Below are 14,656 nucleotides of genomic sequence, written 5' to 3'. Positions count from 1 at the left end.
CGACAGTCTTTCGGGCAAGCCTGCACCAGCGACCTGTGGCATGCTTGGCCCGGCAGGCGGTGTCGTGGTTCTGGGCTCGGGTGGGCCCCAGCTTCCCGACCACCATCGCATAACAATTCATTCAAGCCGACGCCGCTTCGCGGCGCGGCTTAATTCAGGCGTTAGGTGTCACAGAGACTATGTCGGAACTTTGGGGAACAATCTCGGCAAGCGACTGGCGTGACACGCCGTGCATTTCCGGTCGCCAAGCCACAGAAGCAGACGTTGTGGCAGGCCTCGCTGTCTTCTACGTGCCAGGTGAGTCTTCTCCCGCACCAATGTCATTGCCGTGCTGCGCCTACCAGCAACTTGAGGACGGCACTGAGCAACCCGTTGTCGTCATTCAAGCCGAGCTTGCTCCAAAAGGCACCCTTCTTGGCGTTCGTCCCCTCGCTGGCGGCAATGCCATCTGCTTAGCAACGGAAGTTCGGTTGCTCCCAGATGGGTTCGGGGCGTAGGGTGACACCTAACAATTCATTCAAGCCGACGCCGCTTCGCGGCGCGACTTAATTCAGGCGTTATGCGGTGGTGGAGCAAAGGCAGTCGCGTCGGTGACCTTCGGTAGCACTTTCGCGTCGTTCCGCATGGGCTCCGGGCCGCATGCATTCCCCGCACCGCTACCGGCTATGTGCCGGCTTCGCCAAAGCGCAATTCACTGTCGCGGCACAATTGATCCCGGCGGGCTTCGGTTAGTCCATGCCCGGCAGTCTTTCTGGCAAGCCTGCCCCGGCGAGCTGTGGCATGCTTGGCTTGGCGTGCGGTGCCGTGGTTCAGGGCTCGGCTTCACCCCCGCATCCGGGCCACCATCGCATAACAATTCAATCAAGCCGACGCCGCTTCGCGGCGCGGCTTATTTCAGGCGTTAGGCGTCATGCCAAAGACCTTCGTGATCGAAGATGAGAGCCACGCCGAGCAGGTCGGAGAGTTCTCTACGCTTCAATTGGCCTGGGCGGAGTTGCGGCGGCTATCAGAAGTTCCTTGGGATGAGCAGCCCAACGCCGCTCCCTGTCAAAGCTGGCGCACTTGCGGCCGCGATTACCAGATCATTGAGTACGACACTTCGTCTGTTCCATGGGCGTTGGTCAAACGCTATGCGGGCTTAGAGGTAAGCGCCAAGGGTGTTGCTTGGGGGCCGGATGCACCTCACCATGTCGCCTAACAATTAATTCAAGCCGACGCCGCTTCGCGGCGCGGCTTAATTCAGGCGTTAGGCCCCAAGAGAATGATCGAAGAGTCTCAGTACCCGATCAATCCGTGGATCCTCGGGGGTGGCCTCGCACTCATGCTTGCTGGCTTCGGGTTGTACAAGCTGTTCAGCTCTTCTCCACATGGCTACCTTGAGCTTTTCATCGCCATGCCTGTCTTCTGTCTTGGCTTGGCTTTTGCCGGTCTGTCGTTCTTCAGTGGCCGTCCTGGCCGGTTCCGCCCGCTCAGGATTGCCGTTGGCTCCATCTTGGTCCTTCTGGCCGCATCACCGTTTATATCGCTTGTATGGCTACTTATCCGGTAGGCTTGGGGCCTAATCATTCATTCAAGCCGACGCCGCTTCGCGGCGCGGCTTAATTCAGGCGTTAGGTGCTTGTGGAAACCCAGTCGCTCATCGGCAAAGTGGTACTTGAGATTCTGAATCCCCTCTGTGAGCCGGTGCATCCTGCGTGGGCCAACGAGCACACGACACCCATCGCTACGTCTATGGCAGTGCTTCGGCTGACCGGCGGCGAGCTGATTCAGCTGGCTCCTTGTGAGGTAGAGCTAGAGCCTGGTAAGTATCCTTCGCTGAGCCTCTCATTGCAGGCTTGCGACTCAAGTGCGTTGCAATGGGTTGGGAACGGAAAGACTTACTCCATGCGCCCGCTCGTTGAGGCAGCCGACTTGCTGCCCTTCACTGTGTCGCAGTTCAAAGAGTCTGATCCACTCGGGGAAGGAGCGATTAGTGAAGTTGTGCTGCTCAGTCCGGACGGATCGCAGCTGCTGTTTCGGCATCTCATGCCGCCAATGACACTTGGCATTGAGGTCACCGGACAAGCACCTAACAATTCATTCAAGCCGACGCCGCTTCGCGGCGCGGCTTAATTCAGGCGTTAGGCGGCATGGAAACTCTCCAGCAGGCCATTGGTTGGTGCTTGTTCTTCCTGGCTTACGCAGTAGCCGTGTTCGCTGTCTGGTCTTGGCTGGCTCGCCGTCACCTCCAGTTTGTGACCTCTGGCGAACCGCCCGTGCTGCGCAGAGATATCGTGCCGATGATCCTCGCCTTGATCTTCGGTGCATTGCCTCCTGCAGTCTTTCTCACCTCCCAATGGTGGCGTGCCAACCAATCCACTCCGGCGCTAGCAGCTTTTCTCTTCGTGTGGGGCTTGTCAGCCGCTCCCGGAGCAGTCAAATCACGACGTATCATGCAAGCGGGCGGCGTTGACCCGGATGCCGCCTAAAAATTCATTCAAGCCGACCCCGCTTCGCGGGTCGGATTAATTCAAGCGCTAGGCATCAAGGAGACGCATTATGGTTGGCAAGAATCACAAAGTGTCAGTGTCGGCATCGGTCTTGCCTTAGGTGTGACCATCGGCGCTGCCGTTGGAACAGCTTTTGACAGCGTAGCATTAGGCATCATTCTCGGCGTCGCCTTCGGCGTTCCATTCGGTTTGATCTATAGCAACAAACAATCCAGACCGTCGCAGAAATCAGCGCAGAGAGACCACGGCCAATGATGCCCGACAATTCATTCAAGCCGACGCCGCTTCACGGCGCGGCTTAGTTCAGGCGTTAGGCCCCATTTGAGACTGCAATGAAACGTTTCCACAGCGCAATCTTCCTGGTCGCCTTCTTCGCAGGCTGTACAACAGTCTCTTCATGGTCACCGTCTTGTCGGGCGTTAGGCTGCATTGAGAAGGATGCCGGAAGCGCAGCGCCAGTGGGAGCAGAGCTGGAGTTCTCACATTGCAGCGGAAACGCAATGACCACATTCAAGTACGAGCGAGAGATTTCTGGCTGGCGCTTGGTCAGCTATGACACACGCGAATCGGCCGAGTGTGTTACGGGCAATGGGGCCTAACAGTTCATTCAAGCCGACGCCGCTTCGCGGCGCGGCTTAGTTCAGGCCTTATGCGGTGGTGGGGCAAAGAGAGTCGCCTCGGTGATCTTCTGCAGCACTTTCGCTATGTTCCGCATGGGCTCCGGGCCGCATGCACGGCCCTGATCTCTGTCAGCGGCATGCCAGCTTCGCCAAAGCGCAATTCACTGTCATGGCGCAGTCGCTTCCGGGGGGGGCTTCGGTTAGTCCATGCCCGACAGTCTTTCGGGCAAGCCTGCCCCGGCGAACTGTGGCATGCTTGGCTTGGCGTGCGGTGTCGTGACTCAGGGCTTGGGTTAATGCCTGCATCCCGGCCATCATCGCATAACAATTCAATCAAGCCGACGCCGCTTCGCGGCGCGGCTTAGTTCAGGCGTTAGGCCTCATGGAACTATCACGAGCTAGCAAGCTTCTTCTTAGCACTCTCCTCCTGCTCATCACTGTGGGATGTACAGCCATGGTCGCTAGTTCACCTGACGCACTCCGCGACATGATCGGGCGCGATCACATGGCGGGAGGCCTAGGCACGACCGAGCCAGCGCTGAAAGCGAGGCTGAACTCCCAGATCGATGCGGCGGCCGAGGCCTTGGCGAGCAAAGCGGTCCACGGTGCTAGCGACGCGGAGCTTCTTGAAGAGATGGGCACTCGGATCGCCGCCATAGACCGCGATTCGCTGGATACTGAGAATGCGGAGAAGGTGGCGTCAGCATTTGAGGCGATGCTGGAGCCACTGGGTCTCTACAGCTCTGACGGTCTTCTCAATACCTGGATGTATGGGTTTGATCCTGCGTGAGGCCTAACAATTCATTCAAGCCGAGCCCGCTTCGCAGGTCGGATTAGTTCAGGCGTTAGGTATCAAAGGATGGAATCTCTCAAACGTCCACCATCGAGAGCCGAAGCGTACGTGGCGACATTCTTGTCGCTGGTTGCGGCATCTCTCTTTGGCGCCGTCGCTTACTTTCTATGGTTCGTAGCTTCGGATTTTCACCCAGCATCGTTAGCCATCTTTACAGCACTCTCGCTGGCTGGCTTCTTCCTGCTTTATCGAGCGACATATACCGCTAGGCGTGCGCTCTCGACCGGGGAACTCAAAGGTGTTTCTTGGTTATTTACCGTGTTCGGGGTGCTTGGGTCGGCGGCGGCTATCCTGTTTACGTCAGACTTCGGACGCAGTTCTCTACTGGCAACCAGTCTGGCCTGCCTAGCTTTTGGGCTTGGGGCGTTGAGGCATCGCAGCAATGATGCATAACCATTCATTCAAGCCGACGCCGCTTCGCGGCGCGGCTTATTTCAGGCGTTAGGCCGCATGGGAATTTCTCGGATTCGTTCAAAAGGTGTTGAGCTCTTCGCAACACTGCTGATGTTCTCCCCATCTGCATATGCAATGAAGCAGTGCCCACCTGAGTTTGGCCAGAAACATCCCCTCTTCAACGCGCTTGGCTGGCTTGTTGTCGCGGTTGGCATCATCGCTAGCGGCTTACTTTTCACTTACATGATCCGACGTTCTCGCAGTATGCGCTGGCTCTCTCGCTCTCTCGTTATCGTCCTTGGATTCTCTGGGATGGTACTTGTGTGTGTCGGCGGATTCGCTCTAGCGTTTGTGAATTTCTTCTTCAAGTGCTAGGAATGCGCTCTAAAATTCATTCAAACCGAACGCGCTTCGCGGCACGGCTTAATTCAGGCGTCAGGCGGCATAGATGGTTCTCGGCAATTCAAGCCACAAGGCACGCTTTGAAAAGTGGCAGTGAATGGTCCCTGCGGAGACCCGCTTTCTATCCTCAAGCGTGGAGGCCCGTCTGATTCCCCTGCTTGAAACGGAGGGCTTTATTAGGGTGAATCACACGCTCCGCAAAACTGATTGGCCTGTTTCGAGCCGTGAGATCGGGCTGGAGCGCTGGTCCGACTCCTCGGTCGAGTCCGTCACGTTCAGTTTTGATAAGCATGGAGCACCCCGATTTCAAGTTCATCTCTCCCGACGCTTGGCGGAGCCGCCATTTCGTATGGTCAAGCAATCTTGTAGCTCGGCACTCCCAGTACTGTCATCGCTGGGGCCAGCCATGGTGGTTTCCCGCTTCGCTGTGATCGCAGAAATCTTCATTACGAACCGTCGCTAGAATTGAGCAATGTTTCAGCCAAGCGTCTGAGTTACTTGCCACTGGTGACCGTGGCAACAGCATTAGCCGGGGGGTCACGTGAGTGGCGCCTGACAGTTCATTCAAGCCGATGCCGCTTCGCGGCGCGGCTTGATTCAGGCGTTAGGCGTCATATCAAGTACGTTAAAGTTCTCCCCCTTCTTCTGGCCGGTTGTGTTGGCGCCTCCGGCTCTGTCTGGGCGCCTGTAGCCTGCAGTTGCTCACCTCCTTGGCAAGACATTGCCAGTGGCATCAACAGGTTCGATCTCACCGACGCTGAGCAGCTAACGCCCGCAGTGGTAGCAAATGGCCTTGAGGCCATGTTCTCCGGCAAGCCGGTTTCGGCTCAAAGTATGTCTTTCGCAACCGCCCAACCAGGCTGCGTTGACCAGCATGAGGCTGTCCAATGCACATGGTGGCTTTGGGAGTCTGGTGGCAACCGAAAGGGCTACGATGTTGTTGTCAGCACAGATGGCCGTGGCATTTTTGCAAAAGCCGCTGTAACAACGGTGGTTTCCAGCAAATGACTGGGAAATCAACACCTCAACTGCACCAGTCCTGAGAGTTCTTCGAGCCGCAAGGCCGCGAACGCGACTTATTCTGCCTGCGCGTCTTCAGCCAATCCCAACCGCTTGCGCACCTCTGCCTCCAACCGCGCGCTGGTCATCCCTGCCGACTGTCCGAACGCAACCGCTTCGACCGGCGTCATTCCGCCCGACCGCGCTGCACCGATCGCCAGCAGTGCGCCCGCACGGTTGGCGCTGGCGCAATGCACCAGCACCGGCCCGCCTGCGTTGTCGATCAGCGCGCGCAGGCGTGCGGCGTTGTCGTCGGTGAGGTCGTCGGCCGAGGCGATCGGCAGGTGGTGGTAGGCCATCCCGGCCGCAGCGACCTCGGCGGCCTGGTCGCGCCCGGCCATCTCGTCGTGGGTGCGCAGGTTGATGACCGTGGTCACGCCCTCCGCCGCCAGCGCAGACCAGGCCTCCTGCCCCGGCTGTGCGGCTGTGATCAGGCCGTTGCCTGGCCTGTGCAGGCCGGGGATGGCGGCGACCACCGCGGCATGGCGTTCCCCGGCCACGGGCGCCCCCGCGACGGTCATGGGCGCATGGCTTGCGCACGCCGCCAGCAGGCTTGCGAGACCGGCGATGGTCAGGGATCGGATGGCGTGCATGGCGGCTCCAGTGCAAAGGGTAGCCGCCACTTTACGCTTCCCCAATGGCTCCCGTGCCACGATCCCGGTCATCCTGCCGACAGCGAGGCCGCCGATGAATCCCGATGTGGTGCCGTTCTTCCATGGCGGCAGCAATACCTGGAGCTATGTGGTCGTCGATCCGGCTTCGCGCCAGGCTGCGATCATCGACCCTGTGCTCGATTTCGACCTGGCCTCCGGGCGCACGTCCACCCCGGCCGCCGAGGCACTGCTGGCGCACGTGCGGCAGCACGCGCTGGACGTGCGCTGGATCCTGGAAACCCACGCCCATGCCGACCACCTGTCCGCGGGCCACTGGCTGAAGCACCGCCTGCCCGTTGCCACCCTGGCCATTGGCGAGGGCATCCGCATGGTGCAGAAGACCTTCCGGCCGATCTTCAACCTGGGCGAGCACTTCCCGGTCGATGGTTCCCAGTTCGACCACCTGTTCGCCGATGGGGAGACGTTCGGCATCGGCACGCTGCACGCGCGCGTGATCGCGGTGCCGGGCCACACCAGCGACAGCAACGCCTACCTGGTCGGTGATGCCTTGTTCACCGGCGACTCGCTGTTCATGCCCGATGGCGGCACGGCGCGCTGCGATTTCCCCGGTGGCAGCGCGGCCACGCTGTACCGGTCGATCCGGCGCCTGTTCGAATTGCCGGACGACACGCGTGTCTTCGTCTGCCACGACTACGGGCCGGGCGGGCGCGAGGTCGCGTGCGAGACCACCATCGGCGAGCAGAAGCGCGCCAACATCCACGTCCGGGAGGGCACCGACGAGGCACAGTTCGTACGGATGCGCGAGGCGCGCGACCGCACCCTGTCGATGCCGGCCTTGATCCTTCCTTCGGTGCAGACCAACATCCGTGCGGGTGCGCTGCCACCCGCCGAAGAGAACGGAACACGCTACCTGAAGATCCCGCTGGACACGCTGTAGGCTCCCCTTCCCCCCGGATGCCCCTGCCCATGCATACGATTGCCGTCGCCGCGGGTGCACGCCGCGCCTCATCCTGTCTTGCCGCGACCTCGCACACGCACGGTGCGAGCCGGGCCGCGTGGAAGAGGCGCGCGACATGAAGCGCCATCCGCTCCGTTCGTTGACAGCCACCTGCATCGTCCTCGCCGCGGCCATCGGCCTGGGCGCGTGCGGTGAGCGCGCCACCCCGACAGGTGCCGGCGATGCCCATGACACGACGCCATTGGTGGTCTTCGCCGCCGCCAGTCTCAAGGAATCGATGGATGCCGCCGCCGACGCCTGGCTTGCCGGGACCGGCCGGCCCGTGCAGGTCGCGTACGCCGCCAGTTCCGCACTGGCGCGGCAGGTCGAGCAGGGCGCACCGGCGGACGTGTTCGTTTCCGCCGATGTCGAGTGGATCGACTGGCTGCAGTCACGCGACCTGGTCGATCCCGGCTCGCGTGTCGACCTGCTGGGCAACACGCTGGTGCTGGTGGCACCTGCCGACAGCCCTTTGCAACCATTCGCACTCACGCCGGGTACCGACCTGCTGCCCGCGCTTGGCGAGCGCGGCCGCATCGCGCTGGGGCTGACCAGCAGCGTGCCGGCCGGCAAGTATGCGAGAGCCGCATTCGAATCGCTGGGCCTGTGGAGCGCACTGGAGCCACGCGTGGCCGAATCCGACAACGTGCGGGCCGCCTTGCTGCTGGTGGCCCGCGGCGAGACGCCACTGGGCGTGGTGTATGCCAGCGATGCGGCGGCCGAGCCGCGCGTCAAGGTGCTGGCCACGTTCCCCGAGGGCTCGCACCCGCCCATCGTGTACGCCGTGGCGCGGGTGGCCGGCAGCGCACGCGGCGAAGACGCGACGCACTTCATCGACTGGCTGCAGTCCGATGATGCCGGCGCCATCTTCCGTCGTCACGGTTTCGTGTTGAACTGACGGCATGCTGACGATGTTCACGCCCGAGGAAACCACCGCCATCCTGCTGAGCCTGAAGGTGGCCGTGGCCGCGTCGCTGGCCAGCCTGCCGTTCGGCATCGTGGTGGGCTGGCTGCTGGCGCGCGGACGCTTCTTCGGCAAATCGCTGCTGGATGCGCTGGTCCACCTGCCGCTGGTGCTGCCGCCGGTGGTGGTGGGCTATGCATTGCTGGTGTGGCTGGGCAACAACGGCGCGGGCGGGCGCTTCCTGGCCGAGGCCTTCGGCATCAGCGTGGCCTTCCGCTGGACGGGTGCCGCGCTGGCCAGCGCCATCATGGGCTTCCCGCTGATGGTGCGCTCGATCCGGCTGTCGATCGAAGCCGTCGACCGCAGGCTGGAACAGGCTGCGTCCACGCTGGGCGCCGGGCGGCTGCGCGTGTTCTTCACCATCACCCTGCCGCTGGCGTGGCCGGGCCTCGTTGCCGGCGTGGTGCTGGCGTTCGCCAAGGCGCTGGGCGAGTTCGGCGCCACCATCACCTTCGTGTCCAACATCCCGGGCGAAACGCAGACACTCTCGTCCGCAATGTACGGGCTGATGCAGGTGCCCGGTGGCGAAGCCGGCATCTGGCGGCTGGCGGCGGTCGCGGTCGCCATCTCGCTGCTGGCACTGCTGGCCAGTGAGTGGCTGGTGCGCCGCCAGCGCCGCGGGGAGCACGACTGATGCTGGACATCGACCTGCAACTGCGCCGGGGCGCGTTCGAACGCCATGTCCGCATCGCCGAGGATGCGCGCGTGCTGGCGTTGACCGGGCCGTCCGGCGCGGGCAAGACCACGGTGCTCAATGCCATCGCCGGGCTGGTGCGGCCCGCAGCGGGACGCATCGCCATCGACGGCCGCACCCTGTTCGACAGCACGGCCGGCATCGACGTGCCCACGCCGCGCCGCCACGTGGGCTACGTGTTCCAGGATGCGCGCCTGTTCCCGCATCGCAGCGTACGCGCCAACCTGCTCTACGGCCGGCACGGGCGTCGCGGCAGTGATGATGCCTTCCAGCTCGATGCCGTGGTCGCGCTGCTGGGCATCGGGTCCCTGCTCGACCGCCGCCCGGCCAACCTGTCCGGCGGCGAGGCGCAGCGCGTCGCCATCGGCCGTGCCCTGTTGTCGCAACCGGCGATCCTGCTGTTCGACGAACCGCTGTCGTCGCTGGACCGCGACCGCCGCGAGGAACTGATCCCCTACCTGCAGCGTGTCCGCGACGAAATCCGGCTGCCGATGGTCTACGTCAGCCATACCGAGGACGACGTGCGCCGCATCGCCCACGCGATCCACCGACTGGACTGAACGACCGCACGCAGGCGACGACACTCCCTTGCCACGCCCCGATGCATGCTGTCCACGTGTTCCTGCAGGCATCGCGATGACACAGACGCAGCGCAAGGCAGCCTTCCCCATCGACCGGGCCCGCCGCTTCCTCGAGCCCGGCCCGGTGCTGCTGCTCTGCACCCGGTGGAAGGAAGAACGCGCCATCATGACACTCGGTTGGCACATGATGCTGGGCTACGACCTGGTGGGCACGTACATCTGGAATGCCAACCACAGCCATCGGCTTGCACGGCACAGTCGTGCCTGCACGCTCAACCTGCCTACCGCCGACCTGCTGGACGCCGTGGTACGCATCGGCAACTGCTCCAGCCGCGAGGGCGACAAGTTCGAGCGCTTCGGGCTGACGCCTGTGCCCTCGCGCGTCGTCGACGCCCCAGGCATCGCCGAGTGCCACGCGATCTTCGAATGCGAACTGCAGGAAACGCGCATCACCCGCGACTACCCGCTGTTCGTCTGGCGCATCGCACATGCGCGCGTGGCGCGGACGCCGGAAACGCCGCGCACGGTGCACTATCGTGGCGAGGGACGGTTCATGGTGTCGGGAAAGGAGGTTTCCCGTCGCCGGCTGTTCCGCCCCGACATGCTGGAACAATGACCGGAGGGCACCCATGACCGCGACCTTCCACACGCTCGACGCCGCCGTCGAACACCTGCTGGACAGGCTGCCGGAAGCATTGCGGATCGGCGCGCCGCTTGGGCTTGGCAAGCCGCATCGACTGCTCAATGCACTGTACGCTCGTGTCGAAAGCGATCCGTCGCGACCACTGACGCTGTATACCGCGCTGTCGCTGGACCCACCGCGGCCGGGAGAGGGTCTGGAGGGCCGCTTCCTCGGCCCGTTCCTCGCCCGCCAGTTCGGCGATGACTTCGAGCGACTGGCCTATGTCGATGCAATGCGGCGCGATGCGTTGCCGGACCACGTGAGCGTGGAAGAGTTCTACCTGCAGTCCGGCGCCATGCTCGGCTCGGCGCAGGCGCAGCGCCGGTACGCCAGCCTCAACTACACCCATGTGGCGCGCGCGCTGGTGGACCGCGGCGTGAACTGCCTGGTGCAGAAGGTCGCTGCGAATGCGGACGGCACGCGGCTCTCGCTGTCGTCGAACACCGACCTGACCTTCGACGCGGTCGATGCACTGGTCGCGGCCGGCAAGCCGCGTCCGCTGCTGGTGGCCGAGATCGATCCGCTGTTGCCGTGGCTGGGCGGCACCGCGGCCGTGGATGCGGACTGGTTCGACATCATCGTCGCACCACCTGCACCCTATCCGAAACTGTTCGCGCTGCCGCGGCAGCCGGTGGGCGATGCCGAGCACGCCATCGGCCTGTATGCCAGCACCTTGGTGCGCGATGGCGGCACGCTGCAGATCGGCATCGGCGCGCTGTCGGATGCGCTGTGCCATGCGCTGGCGCTGCGCCACACCGACAACGCCGCCTACCGGCGCGCACTGGATGCACTCGACCCCGGCCTTGCCACGCATCCCGCCGTGCAGGCCAGTGGCGGACTGGATCCATTCGCTCAGGGGCTGTACGGCTGCAGCGAGATGATCAACGAGGGATTCCGGCGGCTGGTCGAGACTGGCGTGATCCGGCGCAAGGTGGTCGACAAGTCCGCGCTGATGCGACGCGCCAACGAAGGCACGGCGAGCGAGCTGGACCTCGAACTGATCGAACGCGATGGCGAGTTCCTGCATGGTGCGTTCTACCTGGGCTCGCAGGACTTCTACGACTGGCTGCACGACCTGGACGACGACACGCGACGCGGCATCGGCATGAAGCGCGTCGGCGAGGTCAATGAACTGTATGGCCTCGACGAAGGACTCGAGCGCCTGCAGCGCCGCGATGGCCGCTTCTTCAACACCTGCATGATGGCCACTGCGTTGGGCGCGGCCGTGTCCGACGGCCTCGACGACGGCCGCGTGGTGTCCGGCGTGGGCGGGCAGTACAACTTCGTGGCGATGGCGCATGCGTTGCCGGGCGGGCGTTCGGCGCTGCTGCTGCGCACCACGCGCGATGCCGGTGGCCACGCCGAATCCAACGTCCGCTGGAACTACGGCCACGCCACCATCCCGCGCCACCTGCGCGACCTCTACATCACCGAGTACGGCATCGCCGATGTGCGGGGGCTGGCCGACGAGGACTGTGTGGTGGCGATGGCCGCCATCACCGACGCGCGCTTCCAGGGCGGCTTGCTGGACAAGGCGAAGGCATCGAAGAAACTGCGCGCCGGTTTCACCGCCCCCGAGGCCTGGGCACGCAACACGCCACGACGCTTGCGCGAGGCGCTGGCGCCGCTACGCGCGGATGACACCTTGCCCGATTATCCGCTGGGCAGTGATTTCACGGTGGTGGAACAGCGACTGGTGCGCGCGCTGGCATGGTTGAAGCGGGAAGCGGCGACCACGCCGGGCAAGCTGGCGACCGTTGCGAAAGCGATGCTCGCAGGCGATGCAGGCGACGACGAGGCGATGCAGCGCATGGCGCTGTCTGTGCCAGGCGACCTGCGTTCCCGGCTGGAAGCGCGGCTGCTGGCGCTGGCCCTGCGCGAGACGCGCCGGTGATAGGATTCGCCGCATGGCCATGAAGATCGACCGCATCCGCGAGGCATTGCAGGCCCTGTCGCCGTCGCACCTCGACGTGCAGGACGAAAGCCACATGCACAGCCGCGGGCTGGAGACGCATTACAAGGCCGTGGTGGTGGGCGACGCCTTCGATGGCAAGCGCCTGCTGCAGCGGCACCAGCTGGTGTATCGCACCTTGGGGCCTTTGATGGGCGAACTCCACGCCCTCGCGCTGCACACCTACACCGCCGACGAATGGGCGGCGACCGGCGCGGCGCCGGACTCGCCGACGTGCCGGGGTGGCAGCAGGTTCGACAAGGCGGCGTCCGGCGGCTGACGGGACTGGCGCCTGGGCGCTTGCCCTCACCCCAGCCCTTTCCCGCATGCGGGAAAGGGAAAAAAACGCGTCAGAGCGACTGCGCGGCCTCGACCACCTTGTCGACGGTGAACCCGAAGTGCGGGAACAGCTTCTCGGCCGGGGCGCTGGCGCCGAACCCGTCCATGCCCACGACCGCGCCATCGAGTCCGACGTACTTGCGCCAGTAATCCGCGGTCCCGGCTTCGATGGCGACGCGCTTGCGCACGGCCTTGGGCAGCACGGACTCGCGGTACGCCGCATCCTGCCGGTCGAACACGTCGGTCGAGGGCATCGAGACCACGCGCACCTGGCCGCCCAGCTTCGCCGCGGCGTCCATCGCCAGGCCGACTTCCGAACCGGTGGCGATCAGGATCACGTCCGGCGTGCCATCGGCATCCTTCAGCACGTAGCCGCCGCGCGCGATGTCGCGTACCTGCGCCTCGCTGCGCGACTGGTGCTGCAGGTTCTGGCGGCTGAACACCAGGCAGCTGGGGCCGTCCTTGCGCTCGATCGCCGCGCGCCACGCCACCGCCGATTCCACCGCATCGCACGGGCGCCACAGGTCGTTGTTGGGGATGTAGCGCAGCGACGCCATGTGCTCGACCGGCTGGTGCGTCGGCCCATCCTCGCCCAGGCCGATGGAGTCGTGCGTGTACACGTGGATGGCGTGCGCGTGCATCAGCGCGCTCATGCGCACCGCGTTGCGCGCGTAGTCGCTGAACACCAGGAAGGTCGCGTCGTACGGGATGAAGCCGCCATGCAGCGCCAGCGCATTGCTGATCGCGGTCATCGCGAACTCGCGCACGCCGTAGTACACGTAGTTGGCATCCGGGTCGTCGGTGGCGACCGACTTGCTGCCCTTCCACAGGGTGAGGTTGGAGTGCGCGAGGTCGGCCGAACCGCCCACCAGTTCCGGCAGCAGCGGAGCGAAGGTTTCGATGGCCATCTGCGAGGCCTTGCGCGAGGCGATGGTGGGGCCATCGGCCTGCAGTTTCGCGATGTACGCGTCGGCCGCGGCCGCGAAGCCTTCCGGCAGTTCGCCATGCGAACGGCGCAGCAGCTCGGCGGCCTGCTCGGGGAACTTCGCGGAGTAACCGTCGAACAGCGCCTGCCACTGCGCTTCGTGTTTCGCGCCCGCCTCGCGCGCGCTCCAGGCATCGCGGATCGGCTGCGGCACGTCGAAGTCGCCGTGGCTCCAGCCCAGCGCCTCGCGGGTCAATGCGATCTCGTCCTTGCCCAACGGCGCGCCGTGCGAGGACTCCTTGCCGGCCTTGTTCGGCGAGCCGAAACCAATCGTGGTGCGGCAGCAGATCAGCGTCGGCTTGTCGTCGTGCGCCAGCGCGGTGTCGATGGCGGCCTTGATCGACGCGGCGTCATGGCCGTCGACGTCGCGCACCACGCGCCAGCCGTAGGCTTCGAAGCGCGCCGGGGTGTCGTCGGTGAACCAGCCGTCGGTGTTGCCGTCGATGGAGATGTTGTTGTCGTCCCAGAACGCGACCAGCTTGCCCAGGCCCCAGGTGCCGGCCAGCGAGGCGGCCTCGTGCGAGATGCCTTCCATCAGGCAGCCGTCGCCCATCAGCACCCAGGTGCGGTGGTCGACGATGTCGAAGCCGGGCCGGTTGTAGCGCTGCGCCAGCAGCTTCTCGGCCAGCGCGAACCCCACGGCGTTCGCGAACCCCTGCCCCAGCGGACCGGTGGTGGTCTCGATGCCGGGGGTCATGAAGTTCTCGGGATGGCCCGGGGTCTTCGAATCGAACTGGCGGAAATTCTTCAACTCGTCCAGCGGCAGGTCGTAGCCGGCCAGGTGCAGCAGCGCGTACTGCAGCATCGAGCCGTGGCCGTTCGACAGCACGAAACGGTCGCGGTTGAACCACCGCGGATTGCCGGGGTTGTGGCGGTGAAAGTCGTTCCACAGCACTTCGGCGATGTCGGCCATGCCCATCGGCATGCCGGGATGGCCGGAGTTGGCGGCCTGCACCGCGTCGATGGCGAGGAAACGGATGGCGTTGGCGAGGTCGCGGCGGCTGGGCGTCGTCATGGGCGTCCGGAGGCGTGG

14 protein-coding genes are annotated in these 14,656 nt (G+C 64.3%); 12 read left to right on the top strand and 2 right to left on the bottom strand.

Annotation, left to right across the window (positions count from 1 at the left end; all coding sequences use genetic code 11):
• The first annotated feature begins 910 nt into the window (after positions 1-910).
• The 5 genes from E2F46_RS11830 (at position 911) to E2F46_RS11810 (ending at position 3,899) form a co-directional block, all read left to right on the top strand.
• Positions 911-1,198 carry a hypothetical protein gene (locus tag E2F46_RS11830; RefSeq protein ID WP_133322277.1) on the top strand — a complete coding sequence of 96 codons (288 nt, stop codon included), beginning with the start codon at positions 911-913 and terminating at the stop codon, positions 1,196-1,198.
• 686 nt (positions 1,199-1,884) lie between these two features.
• Entirely contained in the window at positions 1,885-2,112 is a 228-nt protein-coding gene (locus tag E2F46_RS17465) for a hypothetical protein (RefSeq protein ID WP_165967445.1), read from the top strand.
• 17 nt (positions 2,113-2,129) lie between these two features.
• Positions 2,130-2,468, top strand: a complete 339-nt coding sequence (locus E2F46_RS11820) for a hypothetical protein (protein ID WP_133322275.1) — start codon at positions 2,130-2,132, stop codon at positions 2,466-2,468.
• Positions 2,469-2,474: 6 nt separating this feature from the next.
• On the top strand, positions 2,475-2,744 hold the full coding sequence (locus E2F46_RS17910) for a glycine zipper domain-containing protein (protein ID WP_486624441.1): 270 nt from the start codon (positions 2,475-2,477) through the stop codon (positions 2,742-2,744).
• Positions 2,745-3,596: 852 nt separating this feature from the next.
• A complete protein-coding gene (locus E2F46_RS11810) occupies positions 3,597-3,899 on the top strand; it encodes a DUF4844 domain-containing protein (protein WP_165967444.1) in 303 nt (100 codons plus the stop codon).
• Positions 3,900-5,833: 1,934 nt separating this feature from the next.
• On the opposite strand, the gene E2F46_RS11805 is transcribed toward E2F46_RS11810, so the two are convergent.
• Complete coding sequence (locus E2F46_RS11805) at positions 5,834-6,409, bottom strand: protein tyrosine phosphatase family protein (protein WP_165967443.1); 576 nt, start codon at positions 6,407-6,409, stop codon at positions 5,834-5,836.
• A gap of 94 nt (positions 6,410-6,503) precedes the next feature.
• Between E2F46_RS11805 and E2F46_RS11800 the strand changes: the two genes are divergently transcribed.
• From E2F46_RS11800 to E2F46_RS11770, 7 genes are all read left to right on the top strand, one after another.
• Positions 6,504-7,367: an MBL fold metallo-hydrolase gene (locus tag E2F46_RS11800; protein ID WP_133322272.1), complete on the top strand. Its 864-nt coding sequence runs from the start codon at positions 6,504-6,506 to the stop codon at positions 7,365-7,367.
• A gap of 136 nt (positions 7,368-7,503) precedes the next feature.
• The gene (gene modA, locus E2F46_RS11795; protein ID WP_133322271.1) at positions 7,504-8,325 is read left to right on the top strand and encodes a molybdate ABC transporter substrate-binding protein; all 822 of its coding nucleotides are present in this window, start codon (positions 7,504-7,506) and stop codon (positions 8,323-8,325) included.
• A gap of 7 nt (positions 8,326-8,332) precedes the next feature.
• Positions 8,333-9,025 (top strand): molybdate ABC transporter permease subunit, encoded by a 693-nt coding sequence (gene modB, locus E2F46_RS11790; protein ID WP_133322293.1) that lies wholly within the window; start codon positions 8,333-8,335, stop codon positions 9,023-9,025.
• Positions 9,025-9,645, top strand: coding sequence for an ATP-binding cassette domain-containing protein (locus E2F46_RS11785; RefSeq protein ID WP_133322270.1), 621 nt, complete (start codon positions 9,025-9,027; stop codon positions 9,643-9,645). The genes modB and E2F46_RS11785 overlap by 1 nt, the downstream gene beginning before the upstream one ends.
• A gap of 76 nt (positions 9,646-9,721) precedes the next feature.
• Complete coding sequence (locus E2F46_RS11780) at positions 9,722-10,282, top strand: flavin reductase family protein (protein WP_133322269.1); 561 nt, start codon at positions 9,722-9,724, stop codon at positions 10,280-10,282.
• A 13-nt stretch (positions 10,283-10,295) separates the two neighbouring features.
• Positions 10,296-12,242: an acetyl-CoA hydrolase/transferase C-terminal domain-containing protein gene (locus E2F46_RS11775; RefSeq protein WP_133322268.1), complete on the top strand. Its 1,947-nt coding sequence runs from the start codon at positions 10,296-10,298 to the stop codon at positions 12,240-12,242.
• Positions 12,243-12,255: 13 nt separating this feature from the next.
• A complete protein-coding gene (locus E2F46_RS11770; protein ID WP_133322267.1) occupies positions 12,256-12,579 on the top strand; it encodes a BolA family protein in 324 nt (107 codons plus the stop codon).
• Between the two features lie 70 nt (positions 12,580-12,649).
• On the opposite strand, the gene tkt is transcribed toward E2F46_RS11770, so the two are convergent.
• A complete protein-coding gene (gene tkt, locus E2F46_RS11765; RefSeq protein WP_133322266.1) occupies positions 12,650-14,638 on the bottom strand; it encodes a transketolase in 1,989 nt (662 codons plus the stop codon).
• Between the last annotated feature and the right edge of the window lie 18 nt (positions 14,639-14,656).

It is taken from the genome of Luteimonas aestuarii (assembly GCF_004357985.1).
In the GTDB taxonomy this organism is placed as follows: domain Bacteria; phylum Pseudomonadota; class Gammaproteobacteria; order Xanthomonadales; family Xanthomonadaceae; genus Luteimonas; species Luteimonas aestuarii.
This window is presented reverse-complemented; position numbering and strand designations above follow the sequence as displayed.

Excerpts from the sequence above, each read along its gene's own strand:
- modA (WP_133322271.1), top strand. The coding sequence starts at position 7,504 with ATGAAGCGCCATCCGCTCCGTTCGTTGACAGCCACCTGCATCGTCCTC.
- E2F46_RS11770 (WP_133322267.1), top strand. The coding sequence starts at position 12,256 with ATGGCCATGAAGATCGACCGCATCCGCGAGGCATTGCAGGCCCTGTCG.
- tkt (WP_133322266.1), bottom strand. The coding sequence starts at position 14,638 with ATGACGACGCCCAGCCGCCGCGACCTCGCCAACGCCATCCGTTTCCTC.
- E2F46_RS11780 (WP_133322269.1), top strand. The coding sequence starts at position 9,722 with ATGACACAGACGCAGCGCAAGGCAGCCTTCCCCATCGACCGGGCCCGC.
- E2F46_RS11800 (WP_133322272.1), top strand. The coding sequence starts at position 6,504 with ATGAATCCCGATGTGGTGCCGTTCTTCCATGGCGGCAGCAATACCTGG.
- E2F46_RS11820 (WP_133322275.1), top strand. The coding sequence starts at position 2,130 with ATGGAAACTCTCCAGCAGGCCATTGGTTGGTGCTTGTTCTTCCTGGCT.
- E2F46_RS11830 (WP_133322277.1), top strand. The coding sequence starts at position 911 with ATGCCAAAGACCTTCGTGATCGAAGATGAGAGCCACGCCGAGCAGGTC.
- E2F46_RS11805 (WP_165967443.1), bottom strand. The coding sequence starts at position 6,409 with ATGCACGCCATCCGATCCCTGACCATCGCCGGTCTCGCAAGCCTGCTG.
- E2F46_RS17465 (WP_165967445.1), top strand. The coding sequence starts at position 1,885 with ATGCGCCCGCTCGTTGAGGCAGCCGACTTGCTGCCCTTCACTGTGTCG.
- E2F46_RS11810 (WP_165967444.1), top strand. The coding sequence starts at position 3,597 with ATGATCGGGCGCGATCACATGGCGGGAGGCCTAGGCACGACCGAGCCA.
- E2F46_RS11785 (WP_133322270.1), top strand. The coding sequence starts at position 9,025 with ATGCTGGACATCGACCTGCAACTGCGCCGGGGCGCGTTCGAACGCCAT.
- E2F46_RS11775 (WP_133322268.1), top strand. The coding sequence starts at position 10,296 with ATGACCGCGACCTTCCACACGCTCGACGCCGCCGTCGAACACCTGCTG.